This window comes from Glycomyces mayteni (genome assembly GCF_042428885.1).
In the GTDB taxonomy this organism is placed as follows: domain Bacteria; phylum Actinomycetota; class Actinomycetes; order Mycobacteriales; family Micromonosporaceae; genus Glycomyces; species Glycomyces mayteni.
Genome location: NZ_JBHMBP010000002.1, coordinates 344,938 through 365,930, shown reverse-complemented (window position 1 = coordinate 365,930; position 20,993 = coordinate 344,938). Strand labels below are relative to the sequence as shown.

Genomic DNA, 20,993 nt, shown 5'->3' with positions numbered 1-20,993 from the left:
CCGCGGCCCGCCTCCCTTCAGCGTTTCAGGAAGGCGAGCACCGCTTCGACGATGCGTTCCGGGGTGTCGGCGATGTTGACGACGAGGCCGTCCTCGTCGGGGCCGAGCGGCTCCAGCGCGGCGAACTGGGAGTCGAGGAGGCGCGGGGGCATGAAGTGGCCGCTGCGGCCGGAGAGGCGGTCGCCGATGAGCCTGCGGGAGCCGTCGAGGTGGACGAAGCGCACGCGCGCGTCCGCTTCGCGCAGCACGTCGCGGTAGGCGCGGCGCAGGGCCGAGCAGGTGACGACCGAGGAGTCCCCGCGCGCGGCCGCGGCGGCGATCCGGTCGCGGATGGTCCGCAGCCACGGTTCGCGGTCGGCGTCGGTGAGCGGCACGCCCTTGCTCATCTTCGCGATGTTCCCGGCGGGGTGGAGCTCGTCGCCCTCGGTGAACGGCCAGTCGAGCCGGTCGGCGAGCAGCTTGGCGACGGTGCTCTTGCCGGAGCCCGTCACCCCCATGACGACCAGGCAGGTCGCGGACATGGACCCCTCCTCATTGAAAGGTAATATTATTCAGCCGGAAAGGTAACACCATTCGTTCCGCGGCGCAACCCGCGCCCGGATAGGATTCCGACATGGGCGACACGCGAAACCCCACGGGCCTCCATGATCCCGTGCTCGACAAGCTCGGGCTGGAGATCGCCTCCGGCGAGCTGCCGGACGGGCACGTGCTCACCCTCGACGGCATCCAGGAGCGGTTCGGCGTCTCCCGCACCGTCGCCCGCGAGGCCATGCGCGTCCTGGAGAGCATGGGCCTGGTCCGCTCCCGCCGCCGCGTCGGCATCACCGTGCGCCCCATCGCCGACTGGAACGTCTTCGACCCCAAGGTGATCTGGTGGCGCCTGGCCGGACCCGGCCGCGGCGCGCAACTGCGCACCCTCACCGAGCTGCGCATCGCCGTCGAACCCCTCGCCGCCGGAGCCGCCGCCCGCGCCGCCACCGCACCCCAGCGGGCCCGCGTCGTCGAACTCGCCGCCCTCCTGCGCCGCCTCGGCGAAGCCGCCGAACTCACCGAGTTCATGGAACGCGACGTCGAGTTCCACGAACTCCTCCTGCGCGCCAGCGGCAACGAGATGTTCGGCGCCCTCGCCGACCCCGTCGCCGCCGTCCTGCGCGGCCGCACCCAGCTCGGCCTCATGCCCCACCGGCCCGTCCCCGAGGCCCTCGACCTGCACGACGCCGTCGCCGCCGCCGTCGCCGCCGGGCGCTCCCAGGACGCCGAGACCGCCATGCGGCGGCTCCTCGCCGAAGTCCGCACAGCGATGCTCCCCCGGTTACCCCCACCCAGAGCGAGCCCGAGGCAACCTCGGGAGCGCCTGACAGCGCCTTCCAAGGGACAAGGGCGGACCCGTGTTCGCCCACCGCACACCAGCACCACCCCACGCGCGGTCGGCAACCCCACGCCGCGCGCGCACCACTCGGCTCATCCCACCGGCGTGTTTGGGCGACGACACGGCGTTTCGCCTGGTCTGAACAGAGAAGTACACGCAGTAACCGATTAGCATGAGCCCCAAAGACACCACGGCTCACAAGGCCGCGACTCCACCGCAGATCGGACTAGCCATGCCCGAGTTCGCACCAGTGCGATTGCCGCACTACGACGGCCGGGGCTCCGCCCCCCGCCCGCTCCTCGACGACGTCGCCGCCTGGGTCGAATCCGCACCCATGGCCGCCCTCCTGCGCCGCTACGGCGGCTCCCTCCCGGGCACCGGCACCGCGACCGACCTCGCCTACCTCGAAGCGTTCTCCGCCGTCCACTGGGACTTCCGGGCCGGACGCGAACGCCACGAGACCGAGCCGCAACCGCTCGCCCCCGAGCAGGAGGCCGCCGTCACCGACGCCGCACTGGCCCTGGGCCTCGGCGCCGAACTCAAACCGCGCCTGGAGCACTACACGCACGTGCTGGTCCTCGGCGGACTCGTCGCCTCCTGCCTGTTCCGCACCCGCTTCGCTGCCGAGATCCTCGCCGCAGGCACGAGCGCCGACCACGTCACCGGCGTCGGCGGCTTCCGGCCCCTCGGCGACGCGGACCTGGAGTCGGCCCGCCTCAGCGGGCTCCACTGCGGCGCGTTCGAGATCGACGCCATCGAGGCGTCCCTCAAGCGGGCCTTCGGCATCGAGGGCCGCCCGCACATCGCCGAAGGCGGCGACCCCCACCGCGAACCGGGCCGGTCCTGGAAGGTGGCGACCTACGAGCACGGGCCCATGTCCGTGCGCGCCGTCGCCGCCCCCTCCTCCATCCCCGACCGCCGCCGCGCCGACACCGTCGACACCTGCCGCTTCTGGGCCGACGAGGTCGCCGACCTCGCGCCCGGCGACAGCGTCCTCGTCGTCACCTCCGCGCCGTACACGGCCTTCCAGCACTGCGACGCCATCGCCCACATGGGACTCCCGTACGGCGTCGCGATCGACACCGTCGGCATCGACCCCGCCGTCCTCCCCGAACCGCACTTCCGCAAGGCGCACACCGCGAGCGGCTACCTCCAGGAGATCCGCTCCGCGATCCGCTCGATGCGCCGCCTCCACTACGCGGCCGCCACCGCAGAGGCCGAACTCGCCGTCGAGGCGGCGCACGCCTTACTGCGCGACGAGCCGTAAGCGCGGGCCGGGCTCGGCCCCGACGACGATCGACGCGACGACCTCCCGCACCGCCGCGGCGTCGGGCAGGCCGCCGTGCTCCCCCGCGAACAGCAGGTGCCCGGTCCCGACCAGGCCCATCGCGAGCGTGCGCGGGTCCGCGTCGGGCCGCAGCCGCCCGACGCGGCGCTCCGCGTCGAGGTAGGCGGCGAGGGCGGCGCTGGCCTCGTTGAGGATCGGCAGGCCCTGCGGGGTCGTGGCGCGCAGGCGCGAGCGCAGCCCGTCGCGGGCGATCACGGCCTTGACCAGGCCCAGATTCACGGGCGTGAAGACGCTGGTGAGGGCGTCGGCGAGGTTCGCGACGAGCGGGGCGGAACCTTGGAGGGCGCCGATCTCGTGCTCGGCCATGGCGATGCGGGTGCACACCAGCTCGGCCAGGAAGTCGTCGAAGTCGGCGAAGTGGCGGTGCAGCACGCCTTTGGCGACCCCGGCCTCCTCGGTGACAGAGCGGCTGGTCAGCGCGTTCTGGCCGTCGCGCAGCAGGACCCGTTCGGCGGCGGCGAGCAGCCGCTCCCGCGCGTCGTGCATGGCGATACCGGTCGGCATGGGTCCTCCTCCAGGCGGCTCACTCTACCGCCAGGAGTGCAAGGTAGTCCGCGACCGACCGGTCGTCCCACGCGCCTCCCGCGAGCGCGACGTACCCGTCGGGGCGCACGAGCACGAGGCCGTCGCCCTCGACGCCGTACCGCCGCGCCGCCTCGTCCCCGGCGATCCGGTGCACGCGGACCTCCGCGGGCGTATCGGGTGCAGGCCGGTTCCCGAAGAGCAGCAGCGTGAAGTGCGTGCCGCGGAACAGGTCGAAGAGGCGCACCCGCTCCCCCGTGCCGGCGTCGGCGTGCGCGTCGGGGGCGCGGTCGCCCGCGCGGACGCCGATCGACTCGTCGAGTTGGCGGGCGAGGCTGGAGCCGCGGTAGTGGACGCCGAGGCCGCTGACGTCGCTGAAGGGGTCCTTGCCCTGGAACGCGCCCACCATGCGGTCGGCGACCTGCGCGGGACCGGAGGCGGCCCAGTGCCGGCCGCGGGCGGTGGTCGTGTCGAGGACGTGGCGGGCCACCGGCATCCGCTCCTCCTCGTAGGTGTCCAGGAGGGACTCGGGCGCGCCGCGCAGGACGCGGGCGAGCTTCCAGCCGAGGTTGTAGGCGTCCTGGACGCCGGTGTTCATGCCCTGTCCCCCGGCGGGCGGGTGGACGTGCGCGGCGTCGCCCGCGAGCAGGACGCGACCGGCCCGGTAGCGGTCGACCATGCGGATGTTCACCTGGTACACCGAGAGGTAGACCGGGTCGCGGAAGGCGACGCCGGACAGGCCGGTCCGCTCGGCGAAGAGCTTCGCGAAGGCCTCCACCGAGACCGGCTCGCCGCCGCCGTCCGCGGGGAGCGGCGCGGTGAAGAACCATGTGCCGCTCCTGGGCATCGGCGCGAGGCTGAGCATCCCGCCGGGGCCCTCGGCCCACAGGTGCGCGACCGAGTCGTCCAGCCCGTCGGCCGTCAGGTTCCCGAACAGCATCCGCTGCCGCTCCCAGGTCTCGCCGAGGAAGCTGATCCCGGCCCGCTTGCGCACGGTGCTCCCGGCGCCGTCGCAGCCGACGACGTACCGCGCCCGCACCTCCTCGCGCCCGCCGACAGACCGCAGGACCGCGGTGACGCCCTCGCCGTCCTCCGCGTAGCCGGTGAACTCGCACCCGAGCTCCACCGCGATCCCGTGCGAGGCAAGGCGTTCGCGCAGGACGGCTTCGGTGTGGTGCTGACCGGCCATGAGGCTCCCGGGGTAGGGCGCTCCGGGCACCGGCGGGGCGTCGTACATGACGGCCTCGCGCACCGTGTTGCCGTCCTTGTCGTAGAAGCGCGAGGGCAGCGGCGCCTCCGCGTGCCCGCGCAGGGCGTCGAGCACCCCGAGGTCCTCGAAGACCTCCTGGGTGCGCCCGCGCACGCCGCGGGCCCGGGTCCCGACCTGGAACCGCCTGGCGCGCTCCACGATCCGCACGCCTACGCCCCGGCGGGCGAGGTCGCAGGCGAGCGTGAGCCCGACCGGTCCGGCGCCGACGATGACGACCTCGGTCGCCGCTGAAGCCTCCATGGGCACTCCCCATCGCAATCGATGCCGCGATCGATAGTGACCGCGTGCCCATTATTAGTGGGCAAGCGCCCACTTGTCAAATCGAGGAGGCTATTGCATCGATGTCGATATATATTCTTGACTCCCCGGGGGGCGGCCGACCCCGCGCGCCAGCAGGCGGGGTCGGCCGGGGGAGTCGGTCCTCAGATGAGGAACCGGGTGTACGCGGGCAGGGTGAGGAACGTCGGGTAGTCCTCGCCCAGCGCGCACTCGGTGAAGACCGACAGGGCGTCGTCGAAGCGGTCGCCGTCGAAGCGCCGGAGCGAGGCGAACTCGTCCTTGAGGAGCTGCCCGACCCACTCGCGGGTCACGGTGCGGCCCTCGTCGGTCTTCGATCCGGCGTTGATCCACTGCCAGACCTGCGAGCGCGAGATCTCGGCGGTCGCGGCGTCCTCCATGAGGTTGTCGATCGCCGCGGCGCCGACGCCGCGCAGCCACGACTCGATGTAGCGCACGCCCACTTCGAGGTTCTTGCGGATGCCGGCCTCGGTGATCTCCCCGGGCGTGGCGGCGACGTCGAGGAGCGCGGCCGCGTTCGGGACGACGTCCTCGCGCTGCTTGTCGATCTGGTTCGGGAGGCCGCCGAGGGTCTCGTCGAAGACCTCCATGGCGACGGGCACGAGGTCGGGGTGGGCGACCCAGGAGCCGTCGAAGCCGTCGTCGGCCTCGCGGGTCTTGTCGGCGCGGACCTTCTCCAGCGCGATCGCGTTGGCCTCGGGGTCCTTGCGGGAGGGGATGAACGCGGCCATGCCGCCGATCGCGGAGGCGCTGCGCCGGTGGCAGGTCCGCACGAGCAGCTCGGTGTAGGCGCGCATGAACGGCGCGGTCATGGTGACCTGGTCGCGGTCGGGGAGCACGAAGCGGGCGCCGCGCTCGCGGAAGTTCTTGATGACCGAGAAGATGTAGTCCCAGCGGCCGGCGTTCAGGCCCGAGGAGTGGCGGCGCAGCTCGTAGAGGATCTCCTCCATCTCGAACGCGGCGGTGATCGTCTCGATGAGGACGGTGGCCCTGATCGTGCCGCGCGGGATTCCGAGGAGGTCCTGGGCGGTGTCGAACACGTCGTTCCACAGGCGCGCTTCGAGATGCGATTCGAGCTTCGGCAGGTAGAAGTAGGGCCCGCGGCCCAGTTCGAGGAGCCGGTGCGCGTTGTGGAAGAAGTACAGGCCGAAGTCCACGAGGGACCCGGCGACGGGCAGGCCGTCGACGCGCAGGTGCAGTTCGGCGAGGTGCCAGCCGCGGGGGCGCACGATGATCGTCGGCAGGTCGGTCAGGGACTCCCCCGTCAGGCGGTACTCCTTGCCCTGCTCGGAGGTGAAGTCGATGCGCCGCTCGATGGCGTCGCGGAGGTTCACCTGGGCGTCGACCACGTTGTGCCAGTTGGGGGTGGAGGAGTCCTCCAGGTCGGCCATCCAGCACTTCGCGCCCGAGTTGAGCGCGTTGATCGTCATCTTCCGGTCGCAGGGGCCGGTGATCTCGACGCGGCGGTCCTCCAGGCCGGGGGCGAGGGTCGCGACGCTCCAGGAGAAGTCGTCGCGCACGTCGGCGGTCTCGGGGAGGAAGCCGGGGTCGGCGCCGTTGGCGATGCGGGCGCGGCGCTCCTGGCGGGCCTGGAGGATCTCCTGGCGGCGGGGCGCGAACCTGCGGTGCAGCGCGGCGACGAAGGACAGCGCCTCGGGCGTGAGGACCTCGTCCTCGCGCGCGACGCGGGGCCCGTTGACCGTGATCCCCGCGTCGGTGCGGGTCTGGGAATCGATGACCACTGAGTACTCCTTGTGTGGCTGGGCGGGACCGGCGTCGGCCCCGCCCGAACGGACTGGGTCGCTGGGCAGCTAGTGGAATTGTCCCTGCTCGGTGGAGCCGGCGAGCGCCAGTGTGGCGGCGTTCGGGTTGAGCGCGGACGTGACGAGGTCGAAGTAGCCGGTGCCGACCTCGCGCTGGTGCTTGGTGGCGGTGTACCCCAGTTCCTCGGCGGCGAACTCGCGCTCCTGGAGGTCGACGTACGCGGTCATGCCCTCGCGGGCGTAGCCGTGGGCGAGGTCGAACATGGAGTGGTTGAGCGCGTGGAACCCGGCGAGGGTGATGAACTGGAACGTGAAGCCCATCGAGCCGAGCTCGCGCTGGAACTTCGCGATCGTGTCGTCGTCCAGGTGGCGCTTCCAGTTGAACGAGGGCGAGCAGTTGTAGGCGAGCATCTGGTCGGGGCGCTCGGCCTTGATCGCCTCGGCGAAGGCGCGGGCGGCGGCGAGGTCGGGCGTGCCGGTCTCCATCCACAGCAGGTCCGCGTAGGGCGCGTAGGCGAGGCCGCGGGCGATGCACGACTCGATGCCGTTCTCGACGCGGTAGTAGCCCTCGGCGGTGCGCTCGCCGGTGAGGAAGCGGCGGTCCCGCTCGTCCACGTCGGAGGTGAGGAGCGTGGCGGCCTCGGCGTCGGTGCGGGCCACGATGACGCTGGGGACGTCCTCGACGTCGGCGGCGAGCCGCGCGGCGTTCAGGGTCCTGACGTGCTGCGAGGTGGGGATGAGGACCTTGCCGCCGAGGTGGCCGCACTTCTTCTCGGAGGCGAGCTGGTCCTCCCAGTGGACGCCCGCGGCGCCGGCGGCGATCATGCCCTTCATGAGCTCGAAGGCGTTGAGGGGCCCGCCGAAGCCCGCTTCGGCGTCGGCGACGATCGGCACGAGCCAGTCGTCCACGGACTGGACGCCCTCGGCGGCCTCGATCTGGTCGGCGCGCATGAGCGCGTTGTTGATGCGGCGCACCACCTGCGGGACGGAGTTCGCGGGGTACAGCGACTGGTCGGGGTAGGTCTGGCCCGCGAGGTTCGCGTCGGCGGCGACCTGCCAGCCGGACAGGTAGATCGCGTGCAGGCCGGCCTTGACCTGCTCGACGGCCTGGCCGCCGGTCATCGCGCCGAGCGCGTGGGTGTACCCGCCGGTGGCGGCGTCCTCGGTGAGCCGGGACCAGAGGCGCTCCGCGCCGCGGCGGGCGAGGGTGTGCTCCTCGGTGACGCGGCCGCGGAGGCGGACGACGTCGGCGGCGCTGTAGTCGCGGGCGGTGTCGGCCCAGCGGGGGTCGGAGGCCCACTCGATGGCGAGGCGCTCGGCGGCGAGTTGCGTGTCGATCGGGTCGCGCTTGCTGTCGGACATCGTCGGCTCCGGGAAGTCGGGACCGCCGCAGCGGTCATTACTTGCAGGTAACAGCAATCTTTCATCGATCGCGGGCACGCATCAGGGGTTCGGAGTAGAAAGATTCGCGTTTCTTCGCGATACTGGGGAAATGACGAACCTGCCGCCTCGCCCCGCCGAGGCCCCGCACCGCCCCTGGGGCGCCGCCGAGGCCGCCGAACTGGCCGCCGACGACGTCTCGGTCGACCTGATCAGCCTCGGCAAGCAGATCCGGCACCTGCGCAAACAGCGGGAGATGAGCCTGGAGGACCTCGGCGCGGCCGTCGGCGCCGCGCCCTCGCAGCTCTCGCTCATCGAGAACGGGAAGAAGGAGCCGAAGCTGTCGATGCTCCGGGCGCTCGCGAAGGCGTTCGGCGTTTCTTCGGACGAGCTCCTCGGCGCCGAGCCCCCGAACCGGCGCGTGGCCCTGGAGATCGAGCTCGAACGGGCCCAGCGCAGCGGCCAGTACCGCTCGCTCGGCCTGCCGTCCGTCAAGCCGTCGAGCCGCATCCCCACCGAGGCCCTGGAGGCCCTCGTCGGGCTCCACCGCGAGGTGGACCGGCAGGTCAACCTGCACACGGCGACCCCGGAGGAAGCGCGGCGCGCGAACACGGAGCTGCGGCGGCGGATGCGCGACAAGGACAACTACTTCGCCGACATCGAGGCCGAGGCCCGCACGCTGCTGGGCAAGGTCGACTACGCGGGCGGGCCGCTCTCGCAGCACCAGATCGCCGACCTCGCGGCGCACCTGCGGTTCACGCTGCACCACGTGGACGACCTGCCGCACTCGACGCGCTCGGTCACCGACCTCAAGCACCGCCGCATCTACCTGACGCAGGTCGGCACGGGCTCGCACGACCCGCGCACGGTCCTGCTCCAGGCCCTCGCGAGCTACGTCCTGGAGCACGAGGTGCCGCGCACGTACCTGGAGTTCCTGGGCCAGCGCGTGTCCACGAACTACCTCGCGGCGGCGCTGCTGATCCCGGAGTCGAGCGCGGTGGCGTTCCTGCGGGGGGCCATGTCGGACAAGGAGGTCGCGGTCGAGGACCTGCGCGACAACTTCGCGGTCTCGTACGAGGCGGCGGCGCACCGCTTCACGAACCTGGCGACGCACCACCTGGGGATCAGGACGCATTTCCAGAAGGTCCACAAGTCCGGGATCATCTTCAAGGCGTACGAGAACGACGACGTGGCGTTCCCGGCGGACCCGACGGGCGCGATCGAGGGGCAGTCGATCTGCCGGTACTGGACGAGCCGCCAGGTGTTCGACGTGCCGGACAAGTTCAACGCGTTCAACCAGTTCACGGACACGGCGACGGGCACGTACTGGTGCACGGCGCGGACCGAGCGCAGCGCCGACGGGCTGTTCTCGCTGTCGATCGGCGTCCCCTACGAGTCGGCGAAGTGGTTCCGCGGCAAGGAGACCAAGGCCCGCTCGGTCTCCCGCTGCCCCGACCCGGACTGCTGCCGCAACCCGCCCCGCAACCTCGCGCGCACCTGGGCGGGCCAGGTCTGGCCGACCGCCCGCGCCGCCAGCTCCCAGCTCGCCGCGATGCCCCTGGGCTCCTTCCCGGGCGTGGACGAGACCGAGGTCTACCAGTTCCTCGAAAGGCACTCGCGTCCCTGAACTGTCGTACCCCCGAGGCATCGTTGAACCAGGGGACCTCGCACCCCCCTCCGTTCGCCGTGCCCGCTTTCCGCCCGTCGCCCGTCGCCCGTCGCCCGACTGTCGTACCCCTGGGGCAGGGTTGAGACCGGGGGCCCATCGATGTCCGATTTGCCGGGACCCTCCGTTCACATTCCGGGCCCTCCGGGGGCACCGCGGTATCGATGTCTTTGCAATCATGAGCGCCATGACACCGACGTTCGTCCTCCTCCACGGTTCCAACGCCAACTCGTTCTCCTGGGCCCCGCTCATGCGGGAGCTGGCGCTCCTCGGGCACCGCTCGCTCGCGGTGGACCTGCCGGGGCACGGGTTCGGGGCGGGCGTGCCGTCCGCGTACCAGACCCAGGACGCGGCGGAGCTGGCCGTGGCGGCGTCGAACCTCGACGGGGTCGGGCTCGGGGAGAACGTCGACCATGTCGTCGCGGTCCTGGAGCGCGCCAAGGAGCACGGGCCCGTCGTCGCCGTGGCGCACAGCCGCGGCGGCGTGACCCTCACGGCCGTCGCGAACCGCCGCCCGGACCTGCTCGACCGGATCGTCTACGCCTCGGCGTGGTGCTGCGTCGAGCACACGCCGCGCGAGTACGTGGCCCGCCCCGAGAACGCCGGGAGCGTCCTCGACCGGGCCGCGGGCGTGGCCGCGGCGAACCCGGCCCGCGTGGGCGCGGTGCGGATGAACTGGCGCACCGCCGACCCGGCGCAGCTCGGGGCGCTCAAGGAGGCGATGCTCGCCGACGGCACCGACGACGAGTTCCGCGTGCTCCTCTCGACGCTCACCCCCGACGAGAGCCGCGACGCGGGCGGCCCGGAGGACCGCGCGGACGCCGCGACCTGGGGCCGCATCCCGCGCAGCTACGTGCGGCTGACGCGCGACCTGTCGATCCCGATCGAGCTCCAGGACCTCTTCATCAAGGAGGCCGACGCGCTCACCCCGGACAACGTGTTCGACGTCCACACCCTCGCATCGAGCCACACGGGCGTCCTCGTCCGCCCCGGGCCGTTCGCCGCGATCCTGGCGGGCCTGGCCTGACCCTGGCACACCGCGTGCCATCTTTGCGGCCGGGACGGCCCGGCAAACGCGGCCGAACCGGTCGCTGATCCTCATCGGACACTCCGGTTCCGGTCGCGCGCAACAGCGTGTACCCACGGTCACCTGACGGCGACTCCATACTGAGGCGGCAATCCACCCTTCCCCCAAGGAGTGCCATGAGCCTCGTCAAACGCCTCATGATCGCGGTGACGCTCGCCGTCTCCGCGCTCGTCTTCGTCCCCGCGCCCGCCCAGGCGGGCGGGTACTGGGTCGAGATCTGCTTCCCCGACACCCGCACCGACGACCCCCTCGACCTCATCTGCGTGCCCGTCAAGGTCCCCGTCGAGGGCAACCGCAAGTGGTGGCCGCCGGACTGCTGGGTCTGCCTGCCCTCCTTCGACTTCTGGAAGGACTATGTGGACCCGGCCGCGCGCTTCGAGTTCAACGAGCGCTTCGGCAAGGGTCTCGGCCTCCTCGCCGAGTCCCACCTCGCCGACGACGAGAAGCTCGCCGAGCAGCTCCGCGCCGAGGCGGGCGGCCAGTTCCTCGCCGCGGCCGAGGCCGTGTCGAAGTACGAGATCGCCTTCGACGGCTTCGTCTGGGTCGACCCGGTCAACGGCAAGTACCTCGGCGACCCGCAGCCCGATCCCGGCGTCGCGGCCGGGTACGCGATGGTCGAGGGCGTCAGGATCCTCCAGAACACCCTCGGGAAGGAGCCCGACATCGAAGGGGCCCTGAAGGAGTTCGACGCCGCGTACGAGGACCTGTCCGAACTGGCGGCCGCGTGATGGGCACCGGAACGATGCTGCGCCGCACGGCCCGGCTCGCCGCGGGCACCGTCGCCGCGCTCGCGCTCGTGCTCTCGTCGGTGCTGTTCGCGCAGGCCCCGGCCCAGGCGGGCGGCGGGACGTTCAGGCACTGCTACTTCGTGGTCGACGAGGACGGCATGGTCGAGCGGGTCTGCCCCGAGTGGGAGGTCCCGGTCGAGGGCCCGCGCAAGTGGTGGCCCAAGGACTGCTGGGTGTGCCTGGGGCTCTTCGAGTTCGAGGACTTCGCGGTGAACCCGGGCGAGCGCGTCTCCTTCTACGGGCAGCTCGGGCAGGGCCAGACGCTCCTCGCGCAGGCGGACCTGACGAAGGACGAGAAGCTCGCCGAGGAGCTGCGCGCCGAGGCCGCCGCGGCGTTCTTCTCGGCCGCGAAGCTCATCGACAAGGAAGGCGGCGTCTTCTACAAGGGCTTCACCTGGGTCGATCCGGAGTCCGGCAAGGTCTACGGCGACCCGCAGCCGGAGCCGAGCCTCGAATTCGGCCGCTCGATCGAGGCGGGGCTCGCCTACATGCAGCGGGCCGCGCTCGAACCGGCGCCGCTGCCGTGGATCGAATCGGCCATGAAGGAGTTCGCGCAGGCGAACGCCGCCATCGAGGCCATAGCGGCGGGCTGACCGCGTCCGCGGGCCGGGGGCGCCGCCCCCGGTCCGTGGACGATCGCGCATCGAACGTGGCTCCACGGCCATTCATCCGCTACGGCATCCGCGGTTGACTGGTCCCATGAGCGAACACACCACCACCGGAACCATCCTCGTCACCGGCGCCACGGGCAAAGTGGGCCGCCGCCTCACCGAGATCCTGCGCGAGGGCGGGCACGACGTGCGCGCGGTCTCCCGCAGCACCCCGATCCCCCTCGACTGGACCGACGAGTCCACTTGGGACGCCGCCTTGGAGGGCGTCGCCGCGGTCTACATCATCGCGCCGGACCACCCGTTCCCCGCCGACGCGTTCGTCGCCGCCGCGGTGAAGGCGGGCGCGCGCCGCGTCGTCGCCCAGTCGGGCCGCAGGGTCCAGGACCTGGCGGCGGTCGCCGGGGTCGGCCCGGAGGCGATCGGCATGTACGCGGCCCAGGAGGCCGTGCAGGCGTCGGGCGTCGAGTGGACGGTCTTGCAGCCCAACAACTTCAACGAGAACTTCAGCGAGGGCGACTACTTCCCGTCCGTGCTCGCCGGAGAGCTGGCGCTGCCGCTGGCCGACACGACGGAGCCGCTGATCGCCGTCGCCGACATCGCCGCGGTGGCCGCCGCGGTCCTCACCGAGGACGGCCACGCCGGGCGCGTCTACGAGCTGAGCGGCCCCGAGTCCCTCTCGATGGCCGACGCCATGGCCGCGGTCGCCGCCGCCTCGGGCAAACCGGTGGCGTTCCGGGACGAGACCCCGGAGGAGCACGACGCGGGCCTGCGCGCCGCGGGCCTCCCCGAGGACCTGGTCATGTTCCTCAACCTCATGTACGAGTTCATGCGCGGCGGCGCGATGTCCGCGACCACCGACGGCGTCGCGCGCGTCCTGGGCCGCGAGCCGGTCCGCTTCGCCGACTGGGCCGCTGAGACCGCGAAGACCGGGGTCTGGTCCGCCTAGCCCTCGTCGCCGACGAGGTGGCGCAGGTACGAGCCGGGGTCGGCCATGTACCTGCGCCAGTGGGCGGTGAGCTCCAGGTCCTCCCACGCGACGCGTTCGAGGCCGTGCTCGCCGACCTCGACGATGTCGGCGCCGGGGGTGGACGCGAGGATCGGCGAGTGGGTCGCGCACACGACCTGCGCGCCGATCTCGCCGAGGTGGTGCATGAGCGCGACCAGGCGCAGGCAGGACGTGAACGACAGCGCCGCTTCGGGCTCGTCCATGAGGTACAGGCCCGGTTCGGCGAACATCGCCTCCAGGACGGTGAGGAAGCCCTCGCCGTGGCTCATCTCGGCGACGTTCTCCTCCCAGTACCCGGGCATCCCGCTCACGAAGTTGAGCAGCCCGAACGCGGTCTCGGCCCGCAGGAAGAAGCCCCGCTTCTTCGCCCGCGGGCCGGTCTGCATCCGCGACCCGGCCCGCGTGTAGTCGAGGGTGACCGCCTCCCCGAGGACGGTCCCCTCGCGGTCGTTGGCGTACTTGCGGCCCGCCCGGCCGCCGTGCGAGTCGAGGCCGAAGCCCTCGGCGATCGCCTCGACGATGGTGGACTTGCCGGACCCGTTCTCGCCGACCAGGAACGTCACCGGCCGCGTCAGCTCCAGTCCCCCGTTCGCGAGGGACCGGACCGGCTCCAGCGTGAACGGCCACTGGGACTCGTCGATCCCGCCGTCGATCCTGACGCGTTCCACCAGCATTCCCGCTCACCCCGTTCGCACGACGGCGTACATGCTAGGACGCGGGGCGCGCCGCGGCGAGTTCGGGGTAGAGCACGCTCGGATCGGCGTTGAGCATCGCCTTGAAGTCCACGGTGACCTGGTCGGCGAGGACTTCGAGGGCGCCGGACTCGATGCCGTCGAGGCCCGCGCGGGCGATGTCGGCGGGGTCGCTCTTGTCCGCGGGGATGTCCTTGAGCATGTCGGTGTCGACGCCGGCGACGTGGAGGCCGACGACCTGCGTCCCCTGGGCGGCGAGTTCGAGGCGGGCGCCGTTGGTGAGGCTCCACGAGGCGGCCTTGGCCGCCGCGTAGGCGTGGCCCATCCCCGGGGAGCGCCACGACAGGACCGACAGGATGTTGAGGATCGCGCCGCCGCCGTTCGCGCCGAGCACGGGTGCGAAGGCGCGCACCATGTTCAGCGTCCCGAAGAAGTTCGTCTCCATCTCGCGGCGGACCGCGTCCTCGGGGCCGTGGACGAGGTTCGCGAACGTGGCGATCCCCGCGTTGTTCACGAGGATCGTCGCGTCTGCGGCCGTCGCCGCGGCGGCCGCGACCGAGGCCGGGTCGGTGATGTCGAGGCGCACGGGCTCGACGCCGGGGAGGTCGAGGGATTCGAGGCGGCGGGAACCGGCATAGACCTTGGCCGCGCCGCGTTCCAGAAGTTGCCGGGCGAAATGGCGGCCCATGCCGCGGTTGGCGCCGGTGACGAAAGCGATTGATCCTTTGATGTCCATGCGGTCGAAGCTAAGACCTCACGTCGGCGTCAGGGGCAAGCGACGGTGGCGGAAGCCACAGCGAGAGAGGACGCGGATGCGCATCGGAGAGCTGGCCGAGACGACGGGCGCGACGGTGCGCGCCCTCAGGTACTACGAGGAGCAGGGCCTCCTGCACCCCGAGCGCACCGCGAGCGGCCAGCGCGTCTACCCGGCCGACGCGGTCGAGCAGGTCCGGTGGATTCGCCTGATGCTCGCGAACGGGCTGCCGAGCCGGGCGATCGTGAAGCTGCGGCGGTGCCGGAGCGCCGACGAGGTCACGCCCGAGCAGCAGTCGGTGATCCGGGAGGAGTACGCGCGGGTCGAGGCGGAGTTCCGGGCGGCCGCGGCGACGAAGGCGCGCTTCGAGGCGATGCTCGACTTCATCGAGGGACCCCGGACCGACTGAATACCGGGTATCCCCCAGATGGGGGCGGGTTCGGCGCGTGGCATACTTCCGCGCATGTCGGACTCGCCTTCTGCCGCCCCGCGGTGGCCGCTGCTCCTCGTCGTCGCCGTGCTCGGCGGGATCGCGCTCGGCGCGCTGGACCTGGTCGCGCAGCGGGAGTTCGCGTACCCGTGGGCGAACCTGGCGAATTCGAGCGCGGTGTGGGCGGTCGGGGCGTTCGGGATCGGCGCGTGGGTGCGGACGGGCCGGTGGCGTCCGGCGGTGGCGGGGACGGTGCTGCTGGTGGTGGCGGTCGCGGCGTACTACGTGGCGGCCACGCTGATCCAGAACGACGACCTGGCGAACCTGTGGGCGGCGACCTCGCTGGTGTGGATGGGGTTCGGGGTGCTCGCGGGGACGGTGTTCGGGACGTTCGGCGCGTGGTCGCGCTCGGCGGTCCCGTGGCGGGCCACGGCGGGGCTCGCGGCGCTGGGCGCGGTGTGCTTCGCGGAGGCGGGGGTGCTGCTGCGGCGCCTGTCGGACGAGGAGGCGCAGTACCGGGCGGACGGGGTGGCGACGGCGGTCGTCATGACGGTGCTCGGGCTGGTGCTGATCGTGCTGCTGGGCCGCACGCGGCTCAGGCGGCTGGCGGCGCTGGCGGTCGCGGTTCCGCTTGCGGCGCTGGGGTTCGCGGGGTTCTCGCTGGCGGGTTTCGGAAGTTAGCTCGACATTGCGGCGAATGCGCTCTAGTGTGGCGCGATGAGTTTGCAATGGCAGTGCATCATCGTCGACTGCGCCGACCCGCGGGAGCTGGGCCCCTGGTGGGCCGAGCTGCTGGGGTGGCGCGTCACCCACGACACGGAGAAGGAGGTCGTGCTGGAGCCGCCGCTGGGCAGCCCGCAGGACGGCGTCTCCCCCGACATCCTGTTCATCAAGGTCCCCGAGGGCAAGTCGGTGAAGAACCGCCTGCACCTGGACCTGCGCCCCGACGACCAGGCCGCGGAGGTCGCGCGGGCGGAGTCCTTGGGCGCCAAGCGGGCCGACGTCGGGCAGGACGACTCGTCGTCGTGGATCGTCATGAACGACCCGGCGGGCAACGAGTTCTGCATCCTGCGGGCGTTCACCCCCGAGGAGCTCGCAACGCTGTGACCTCGGCGTAGGTCATGCAGTCCCTCGTCACCGGCTCCCCCGCTCCGATCAGGCCCGCCGTGCGGACCGCCGCCGTCAGGGCGGATCGGTAGAGGAGGGAGCCGGTGCTCACTCTCGCGACCCCGAGGGCGGCGAGCCGGTCGATGCCGAGGCCGCCCGGCGCGTAGAGGAGGTTGAGCGGGGCGTCGATGCCGGAGGCGAGGGCGCGGACGTCGTCCTCGGCCCTCGCGCCCGGGACGAAGACGCCGTCGGCGCCCGCCGCGACGTAGCGTGCGGCGCGGGCGAGCGAGGTCGCCAATGGATCGTCGGCACCGGTCCAGTACGGGTCGGTGCGGGCGTTCACGAACAGGTTCGGGCAGCGGTCCTTCACGGCCGCAACGAGGGCGGCGTGGTGCCCGGGGTCGCGGAGGGTGCCGTCGGCTCGGCCGTCTTCGAGGTTGACGCCGACGATGCCGAGACCGGTGAGGTCCGCGGCGAGCGCGGCGACCTCGTCGGGGTCGTCGCTGAAGCCGCCTTCGATGTCGACGGTGACGAGCGCCGGGAGCGGCGCGAGGCTGCGGGCGAGCGCGACGGTCTGGTCGCGGGTGGCGCCCGCGCCGTCGGGCAGGCCGTGGGCGGCGGCGACGCCGAGGCTGGTGGTGCCGATCGCGGCGAATCCGGCGGCGGCGAGCGCGGCCGCGGAGGCGTGGTCCCAGGCGTTGGGGAGCACGAGCGGGCGCCGGCCGCGGTGGGCGGCGGCGAAGTCCTGGAACGTCACGGTTGCCTCTTCACAGTGGTCTGCTCACGGTGGTTTTCTCAGCGTGATCTTCTCAGCGTGGTTTTTCCACGGTGGTCTGCTCACGGTCGCGTTCCCGCGGTGGTGCTTCCACACGGATCGCCGCGGGGAGGCGCAGGTTCGGGAGCGGTTCGTACGCGACGGGCCCGGCGGGCGGCGGGACGCGTTGCAGCGCTTCGCAGACGCCGGTCGCGATGGCGAGGGCCTGAGGGCGGCCGGGGCAGGCGTGCGGGCCCGCGCCGAACGGGACGGCGCCGTCGAGCTCGATGCGGACCGCCTCGCCGGGTGCGAGGCCCGCGACTGCGGTTGCGGCCGTGCTGACCGCGGCGGTGCCGGTGGTGGCGGTTCGGATCGTGGCGGTTCGGAAGGTGGCGCTGACGGGCGGGTCGTCGCGGAGCCGGGCCGCGATGGCGTCGGGGCTGAGCCCCGCGCCCGCGGCGAGGGTGCCGCCGATGAGCGCCGCGGTCGCCTCGCAGGCCTGGACGAGGAGGCCGATCCGGGCGGCGGTGGGCTCGTCGGGGACGCCGCCGAATGCCGCGACCAGGGCCGCGACGGCCTCGTCGGTTCCGGGCGCGGCGTCGCCGGCGGGGTAGGCGGCGGCGATGGTGCGGACGGCGGCCGGGTCGATCCCGGGGGCGTCGAGGGCTTCGGCGAGGACGCGGACCGGCACGTCGCGGGCGATGCGGTCCATGACGTCGAGCGGAGCGTCCTCCAACGCGATGCAGGCCAGGATCTCGGCGCGCAGGCGCAGCACGTCGAGGTCCATGGGCCCCAACAGGTCTGCGGCCAGCGCGCGCCGCCGGGCGTGCGCCTCGCCGGAGGCGAAGCGGGCCACGCCCGCGCGCAGCCAGGCGAGGCCGCCGCTCGGGCCGGGCCCGGCGGGCGGCGGGACGAGGCCCGGGTCGGCGAGCAGTTCGGGGGCGCGGTCGGCGCCGAACGAGATCATGCGGCGACGGTAGGCCCGGGACGGTTCGGTGGGCGCCGAAGTGTCGCGGGGGCACAATCGGGGCATGACCGATCGCGCGCAGGGGGCCAGGCTGGCGGAGGTCGCGGCGGTGCTCTCGGACCCGACGCGGGCCGTGTTCTGCGTCGCGCTCCTCGACGGGCGCGCGTGGACCGCGGGGGAGCTCGCGCGGCTCGCGGGCGTGTCCGCGCCGACGGCCACGGGGCACCTGCACCGGCTCGTGGGCTCGGGGCTGTGCACCGAGCGCAGGCAGGGCCGCCACCGGTACGTGCAGCTCGCGGACCCCGAGACCGCGGCGCTCGTCGAATCGCTCGCGGGGCACTTCCCGGCGGCCGCGCCGACGGGCCTGCGGGCGTCCACCGCGTCGGCGGCGCTGGCGCGCGGGCGCACCTGCTACGACCACCTCGCGGGCAGGCTCGGCGTCGCGGTCACCGACGCGATGGCCGGCCGCGGCCTCATCGACCGCGACTCGGGGTTCGCGTTGAGCGACAAGGGACACCGGTGGATGGCCGACCTGGGCGCGGACACCGCGGCGTGGCCGCGCAGCCGCCGCCCGGCGGCCAAGGAGTGCCTGGACTGGACGGAGCGGCGCGGCCACCTCGCGGGGCTCGCGGGCGCGGCCGTGTGCGCCCGGTTCCTCGAATCGGGCTGGGTCCGCCGGATCGGGTCGACGCGGGCCGTGCGGCTCACGGACGCGGGCGCGGCGGCGCTTGAGGGGCTGCTCGGCCTCGACGCCGCGGCGCTGCGGTAGCCCGCGTCAGTCGGTGCTGAGGGCCTCGAAGGTCCAGATCGAGGCGTCGGCGCCGGGCGCGGCGTCCTCGTCGTAGCCCCCGTACACCTTGATGTCGGCGAACCCGGCCTCGTGGAGGACCTGGAGGAACTCCTCGACCTCGAAGCACAGGAGGCCGCTGTTCTGGAGCTGCGTCTCGACCAGGCGGCCCTTGCGCCACAGCTCGTAGCGGAGCCAGCGGACGACGCGCTGGCGCAGGGCGTCCACGTCGACGTGCATGGTCTGCAAGGTGAGCAGGTCGTCGCCGTCCTCCCAGTGGCGCAGCGGCCCGGGGTCGGTGAAGTGGTGCGAGGGCGGGAGGTCCACGAAGAGGCGCCCGCCGGGGCGCAGGCTCGCATGCATGAGGCGCAGGGCCTCGACGGCGGCGGACCGGTCGGGCAGGAGCACGATCGAGCCGGTGGGGACCAGGACCGCTTCGTACGCGCCGGGTTTGACGTAGGAGGTCATGTCGCCGATGAACACGTCGGCGCCGAGCCCGGCCTCGTCGAGGTTGCGGCGGCAGATGCTGAGCATGTGCGCCGACGTGTCGTAGCCGGTGGCGTTGAGCCCCAGGCGGAGCAGGGGCACGAGCATGCGCCCGGTGCCGACGGCCGGTTCGAGGATGTCGCCCTCGGTCCCGGCGAGGCGGCGCGTGTAGAACTCCACGTCCCCGTTGAGGGACTTGCCGACGGGCTTGTCGAGCTCGTAGACGCGGGCGGAGAGTTCGCCGTAGTCCCAGTCGGCGCTGCGGGTCTGCGTCATCGAGGGGTCTCCCGTCGTGGTGCGTGGGTGTGAGCCTAGAGCGCGCGCGGCTGCGGGGCAAGGGAGAAATGGGGACGGAACAGGGCCGCGGCATCGCCGCGGCCCTGCGGGGGTTCCGGGTCAGGCGGCCCACTGGGGGTCGCGGCCGAGGTAGCGCAGCAGCTCGGCGACCTGGTCGCCTGCGGGGCCCTCCACGACGGGCGCGTAGGCGCCCCAGGCGCGCAGCGGCTCCACGATCTGCTTCGCGGCGGTGATGATCTCCCCTGCGGCCCACTGGGACAGCGGCTGCGGCTGGCCGGTGGCGACGGCGATGTCCCAGGCGTGGACGGCCGCGTCGAGGGCGCAGGCGCCGACCCCGGTCACGGCGTCGAGCGTGTTCGGGGGCACCGGGACCGGGACTTCGGCGGCGTCCTCGGCGACGGTGGCCCAGGCGGCCGCGGCGGCGTCGAGCGCGGCGGCGGTGAACGCCACCGGGTCCTCGATCGGCTCGCCGGTGGGCGCGAACGGGTTCCACGAGGGGCCCTCGCCGCCGGTGATGGCCGCGGCGAAGCCGAGCTGGTCGCCGACCGCGTGCTGGAGGACCTGCGCGACCGTCCACTCCGAGCAGGGGGTGGGGCGGTTCCAGTCGTCAGCCTTGACGCCCTTGACGACGTCGAGCAGCGCGGTGTGGGCCTCGGCCAGCAGGGCCCATTCGGTGGTGGTCATGTCGCGTCCCTTCGCGTTCTGGTCCGGCCCGGGGATCGGACCGCCTCATGGTTCCAGTATAACAGAAGGGAACGTTCCATTCCAATAGAGGTCCGGGATTTTTCCCGGCACGCGGAGCGGCCGGGCGGAGGACCGCCCGGCCGCTCCCCTGCCGCCTACTTCACGGTCACGTCGAACGCTTCGAGCAGACCGACCTGCTCGTACTCGCCCGCCCCGGTCTCCTGGAAGACCCCGACCGAGTCCTCCAGCCGGTACGCCTGGCCCACCGGCGGGAACTCCTCCGCGACGGCCACCGGTTCGAGCACGAACGGGTCCGTGACCAGCGTGATCGGGTCGCCGCCGCTCTCGCCCCCGTACGGGAGCCTCGCCACCTCGAACGTCAGGCCCGTCGCGAAGTCGAAGATCGCCGGCTCGTCGCCGGGGAACAGGCTCTCGCCGCGGTCCGGGCCGAGCATGACGTCGACGTTCCCGAAGTCGCCGCCCGATCCCTTCTTGCGGTGAAGGAACAGGTTGTCGACCGCCGAGTACCCCTCCGGGCTCGGCACGCCGAGATCGGCGGTGCCCTTCAGCCTGCCGGTCTCGTACCGCTCGTCGCCCGTGGCGAGGAGACTCAGCTCGGCGCTGCCCGCGAGGCCGACCGCGGCCACGTCGACGTCCGGGACGGCGTCGAGCTGCCCGGGCGCGGCCGCGGACGCCCCCGCGGCGCCCACGAACGCCGCCATCGGCACGGCGGCCGCCGCAGCCGCGAGGCGCCCCAGCCGGTCGGGGCGGCGCAGCAGCTCCGGAAAGCGCAGTCGGACGGATCGGACGGGTCGTGCGTTCGCCATGGTGCTCCCTGATGTCGTCGGCGCCCCGGTCCACAGCGGACCGGGGCCGTCGCCGCACCGGACTCTATGCACTCCCCCAGCCGTCGAAGGAGTTTCATCGA

At 72.7% G+C, this 20,993-nt stretch carries 22 protein-coding genes and 1 pseudogene; 11 read left to right on the top strand and 12 right to left on the bottom strand.

Features of this window, described 5'->3' with window-relative positions; genetic code table 11:
* Nucleotides 1-17: 17 nt before the first annotated feature.
* Nucleotides 18-521, bottom strand: a complete 504-nt coding sequence (locus ACFFXY_RS08375) for a gluconokinase (protein WP_382348285.1) — start codon at nt 519-521, stop codon at nt 18-20.
* 92 nt (nt 522-613) lie between these two features.
* On the opposite strand from ACFFXY_RS08375, the pseudogene ACFFXY_RS08370 reads away from it, so the two are divergent.
* A pseudogene (locus tag ACFFXY_RS08370) lies at nt 614-1,309 on the top strand (FadR/GntR family transcriptional regulator); the annotation flags it as partial.
* A 232-nt stretch (nt 1,310-1,541) separates the two neighbouring features.
* Nucleotides 1,542-2,636, top strand: a complete 1,095-nt coding sequence (locus ACFFXY_RS08365; protein WP_382348283.1) for a hypothetical protein — start codon at nt 1,542-1,544, stop codon at nt 2,634-2,636.
* Here the strand turns inward: ACFFXY_RS08365 and ACFFXY_RS08360 are convergent.
* The 4 genes from ACFFXY_RS08360 to aceA form a co-directional block, all read right to left on the bottom strand.
* Nucleotides 2,616-3,221, bottom strand: coding sequence for a TetR/AcrR family transcriptional regulator (locus ACFFXY_RS08360; RefSeq protein WP_382348280.1), 606 nt, complete (start codon nt 3,219-3,221; stop codon nt 2,616-2,618). The two genes, ACFFXY_RS08365 and ACFFXY_RS08360, sit on opposite strands and share 21 nt — an antisense overlap.
* Before the next feature lie 19 nt (nt 3,222-3,240).
* Nucleotides 3,241-4,749, bottom strand: coding sequence for an FAD-dependent monooxygenase (locus ACFFXY_RS08355; protein WP_382348277.1), 1,509 nt, complete (start codon nt 4,747-4,749; stop codon nt 3,241-3,243).
* Nucleotides 4,750-4,931: 182 nt separating this feature from the next.
* A complete protein-coding gene (gene aceB, locus ACFFXY_RS08350) occupies nt 4,932-6,548 on the bottom strand; it encodes a malate synthase A (protein ID WP_382348274.1) in 1,617 nt (538 codons plus the stop codon).
* Between the two features lie 69 nt (nt 6,549-6,617).
* On the bottom strand, nt 6,618-7,931 hold the full coding sequence (gene aceA, locus ACFFXY_RS08345; protein WP_382348271.1) for an isocitrate lyase: 1,314 nt from the start codon (nt 7,929-7,931) through the stop codon (nt 6,618-6,620).
* Between the two features lie 130 nt (nt 7,932-8,061).
* On the opposite strand from aceA, the gene ACFFXY_RS08340 reads away from it, so the two are divergent.
* From ACFFXY_RS08340 to ACFFXY_RS08320, 5 genes are all read left to right on the top strand, one after another.
* Nucleotides 8,062-9,576, top strand: coding sequence for a helix-turn-helix domain-containing protein (locus ACFFXY_RS08340; RefSeq protein ID WP_382348268.1), 1,515 nt, complete (start codon nt 8,062-8,064; stop codon nt 9,574-9,576).
* 226 nt (nt 9,577-9,802) lie between these two features.
* Complete coding sequence (locus ACFFXY_RS08335; RefSeq protein ID WP_382348265.1) at nt 9,803-10,642, top strand: alpha/beta fold hydrolase; 840 nt, start codon at nt 9,803-9,805, stop codon at nt 10,640-10,642.
* Nucleotides 10,643-10,818: 176 nt separating this feature from the next.
* Entirely contained in the window at nt 10,819-11,430 is a 612-nt protein-coding gene (locus ACFFXY_RS08330; protein ID WP_382348262.1) for a hypothetical protein, read from the top strand.
* Complete coding sequence (locus ACFFXY_RS08325) at nt 11,430-12,083, top strand: hypothetical protein (RefSeq protein ID WP_382348259.1); 654 nt, start codon at nt 11,430-11,432, stop codon at nt 12,081-12,083. The genes ACFFXY_RS08330 and ACFFXY_RS08325 overlap by 1 nt, the downstream gene beginning before the upstream one ends.
* Before the next feature lie 106 nt (nt 12,084-12,189).
* Nucleotides 12,190-13,047 (top strand): NAD(P)H-binding protein, encoded by an 858-nt coding sequence (locus ACFFXY_RS08320; protein ID WP_382348256.1) that lies wholly within the window; start codon nt 12,190-12,192, stop codon nt 13,045-13,047.
* On the opposite strand, the gene ACFFXY_RS08315 is transcribed toward ACFFXY_RS08320, so the two are convergent.
* Together ACFFXY_RS08315 and ACFFXY_RS08310 are read right to left on the bottom strand one after the other, a co-directional pair.
* Entirely contained in the window at nt 13,044-13,781 is a 738-nt protein-coding gene (locus tag ACFFXY_RS08315; protein WP_382348253.1) for an AAA family ATPase, read from the bottom strand. The two genes, ACFFXY_RS08320 and ACFFXY_RS08315, sit on opposite strands and share 4 nt — an antisense overlap.
* A gap of 34 nt (nt 13,782-13,815) precedes the next feature.
* Entirely contained in the window at nt 13,816-14,535 is a 720-nt protein-coding gene (locus ACFFXY_RS08310; protein ID WP_382348250.1) for an SDR family oxidoreductase, read from the bottom strand.
* A 76-nt stretch (nt 14,536-14,611) separates the two neighbouring features.
* Between ACFFXY_RS08310 and ACFFXY_RS08305 the strand changes: the two genes are divergently transcribed.
* The 3 genes from ACFFXY_RS08305 to ACFFXY_RS08295 are packed head-to-tail and all read left to right on the top strand — an operon-like array spanning nt 14,612 to nt 16,090.
* A complete protein-coding gene (locus ACFFXY_RS08305; RefSeq protein ID WP_382348247.1) occupies nt 14,612-14,962 on the top strand; it encodes a MerR family transcriptional regulator in 351 nt (116 codons plus the stop codon).
* Nucleotides 14,963-15,016: 54 nt separating this feature from the next.
* Entirely contained in the window at nt 15,017-15,664 is a 648-nt protein-coding gene (locus ACFFXY_RS08300) for a DUF6518 family protein (RefSeq protein WP_382348244.1), read from the top strand.
* Nucleotides 15,665-15,700: 36 nt separating this feature from the next.
* Nucleotides 15,701-16,090 (top strand): VOC family protein, encoded by a 390-nt coding sequence (locus ACFFXY_RS08295; RefSeq protein WP_382348241.1) that lies wholly within the window; start codon nt 15,701-15,703, stop codon nt 16,088-16,090.
* Here ACFFXY_RS08295 and ACFFXY_RS08290 read toward each other — a convergent pair.
* Together ACFFXY_RS08290 and ACFFXY_RS08285 are read right to left on the bottom strand one after the other, a co-directional pair.
* Nucleotides 16,062-16,847, bottom strand: a complete 786-nt coding sequence (locus tag ACFFXY_RS08290) for an isocitrate lyase/PEP mutase family protein (RefSeq protein WP_382348238.1) — start codon at nt 16,845-16,847, stop codon at nt 16,062-16,064. The genes ACFFXY_RS08295 and ACFFXY_RS08290 overlap by 29 nt on opposite strands.
* A gap of 52 nt (nt 16,848-16,899) precedes the next feature.
* On the bottom strand, nt 16,900-17,811 hold the full coding sequence (locus ACFFXY_RS08285; RefSeq protein WP_382348236.1) for a hypothetical protein: 912 nt from the start codon (nt 17,809-17,811) through the stop codon (nt 16,900-16,902).
* 64 nt (nt 17,812-17,875) lie between these two features.
* Between ACFFXY_RS08285 and ACFFXY_RS08280 the strand changes: the two genes are divergently transcribed.
* Nucleotides 17,876-18,580: an ArsR/SmtB family transcription factor gene (locus ACFFXY_RS08280; protein ID WP_382348233.1), complete on the top strand. Its 705-nt coding sequence runs from the start codon at nt 17,876-17,878 to the stop codon at nt 18,578-18,580.
* 6 nt (nt 18,581-18,586) lie between these two features.
* Here the strand turns inward: ACFFXY_RS08280 and ACFFXY_RS08275 are convergent, their stop codons facing one another.
* The 3 genes from ACFFXY_RS08275 to ACFFXY_RS08265 form a co-directional block, all read right to left on the bottom strand.
* Nucleotides 18,587-19,360: a class I SAM-dependent methyltransferase gene (locus tag ACFFXY_RS08275; protein WP_382348230.1), complete on the bottom strand. Its 774-nt coding sequence runs from the start codon at nt 19,358-19,360 to the stop codon at nt 18,587-18,589.
* Nucleotides 19,361-19,480: 120 nt separating this feature from the next.
* Nucleotides 19,481-20,065, bottom strand: a complete 585-nt coding sequence (locus tag ACFFXY_RS08270; protein WP_382348227.1) for a TIGR03086 family metal-binding protein — start codon at nt 20,063-20,065, stop codon at nt 19,481-19,483.
* Nucleotides 20,066-20,220: 155 nt separating this feature from the next.
* Nucleotides 20,221-20,892: a hypothetical protein gene (locus ACFFXY_RS08265; RefSeq protein WP_382348226.1), complete on the bottom strand. Its 672-nt coding sequence runs from the start codon at nt 20,890-20,892 to the stop codon at nt 20,221-20,223.
* Nucleotides 20,893-20,993: the final 101 nt, after the last annotated feature.

What these genes read in the sequence shown, in the direction of transcription:
- ACFFXY_RS08270 (WP_382348227.1), bottom strand. Translation starts at nt 20,065, where the DNA reads ATGACCACCACCGAATGGGCCCTGCTGGCCGAGGCCCACACCGCGCTG.
- ACFFXY_RS08295 (WP_382348241.1), top strand. Translation starts at nt 15,701, where the DNA reads ATGAGTTTGCAATGGCAGTGCATCATCGTCGACTGCGCCGACCCGCGG.
- ACFFXY_RS08340 (WP_382348268.1), top strand. Translation starts at nt 8,062, where the DNA reads ATGACGAACCTGCCGCCTCGCCCCGCCGAGGCCCCGCACCGCCCCTGG.
- ACFFXY_RS08360 (WP_382348280.1), bottom strand. Translation starts at nt 3,221, where the DNA reads ATGCCGACCGGTATCGCCATGCACGACGCGCGGGAGCGGCTGCTCGCC.
- ACFFXY_RS08275 (WP_382348230.1), bottom strand. Translation starts at nt 19,360, where the DNA reads ATGACGCAGACCCGCAGCGCCGACTGGGACTACGGCGAACTCTCCGCC.
- ACFFXY_RS08285 (WP_382348236.1), bottom strand. Translation starts at nt 17,811, where the DNA reads ATGATCTCGTTCGGCGCCGACCGCGCCCCCGAACTGCTCGCCGACCCG.
- ACFFXY_RS08315 (WP_382348253.1), bottom strand. Translation starts at nt 13,781, where the DNA reads ATGCTGGTGGAACGCGTCAGGATCGACGGCGGGATCGACGAGTCCCAG.
- ACFFXY_RS08375 (WP_382348285.1), bottom strand. Translation starts at nt 521, where the DNA reads ATGTCCGCGACCTGCCTGGTCGTCATGGGGGTGACGGGCTCCGGCAAG.
- ACFFXY_RS08305 (WP_382348247.1), top strand. Translation starts at nt 14,612, where the DNA reads ATGCGCATCGGAGAGCTGGCCGAGACGACGGGCGCGACGGTGCGCGCC.
- ACFFXY_RS08335 (WP_382348265.1), top strand. Translation starts at nt 9,803, where the DNA reads ATGACACCGACGTTCGTCCTCCTCCACGGTTCCAACGCCAACTCGTTC.
- ACFFXY_RS08280 (WP_382348233.1), top strand. Translation starts at nt 17,876, where the DNA reads ATGACCGATCGCGCGCAGGGGGCCAGGCTGGCGGAGGTCGCGGCGGTG.
- aceA (WP_382348271.1), bottom strand. Translation starts at nt 7,931, where the DNA reads ATGTCCGACAGCAAGCGCGACCCGATCGACACGCAACTCGCCGCCGAG.
- ACFFXY_RS08300 (WP_382348244.1), top strand. Translation starts at nt 15,017, where the DNA reads ATGTCGGACTCGCCTTCTGCCGCCCCGCGGTGGCCGCTGCTCCTCGTC.
- ACFFXY_RS08355 (WP_382348277.1), bottom strand. Translation starts at nt 4,749, where the DNA reads ATGGAGGCTTCAGCGGCGACCGAGGTCGTCATCGTCGGCGCCGGACCG.
- ACFFXY_RS08330 (WP_382348262.1), top strand. Translation starts at nt 10,819, where the DNA reads ATGAGCCTCGTCAAACGCCTCATGATCGCGGTGACGCTCGCCGTCTCC.
- ACFFXY_RS08325 (WP_382348259.1), top strand. Translation starts at nt 11,430, where the DNA reads ATGGGCACCGGAACGATGCTGCGCCGCACGGCCCGGCTCGCCGCGGGC.
- ACFFXY_RS08320 (WP_382348256.1), top strand. Translation starts at nt 12,190, where the DNA reads ATGAGCGAACACACCACCACCGGAACCATCCTCGTCACCGGCGCCACG.
- ACFFXY_RS08310 (WP_382348250.1), bottom strand. Translation starts at nt 14,535, where the DNA reads ATGGACATCAAAGGATCAATCGCTTTCGTCACCGGCGCCAACCGCGGC.
- ACFFXY_RS08365 (WP_382348283.1), top strand. Translation starts at nt 1,542, where the DNA reads ATGAGCCCCAAAGACACCACGGCTCACAAGGCCGCGACTCCACCGCAG.
- ACFFXY_RS08265 (WP_382348226.1), bottom strand. Translation starts at nt 20,892, where the DNA reads ATGGCGAACGCACGACCCGTCCGATCCGTCCGACTGCGCTTTCCGGAG.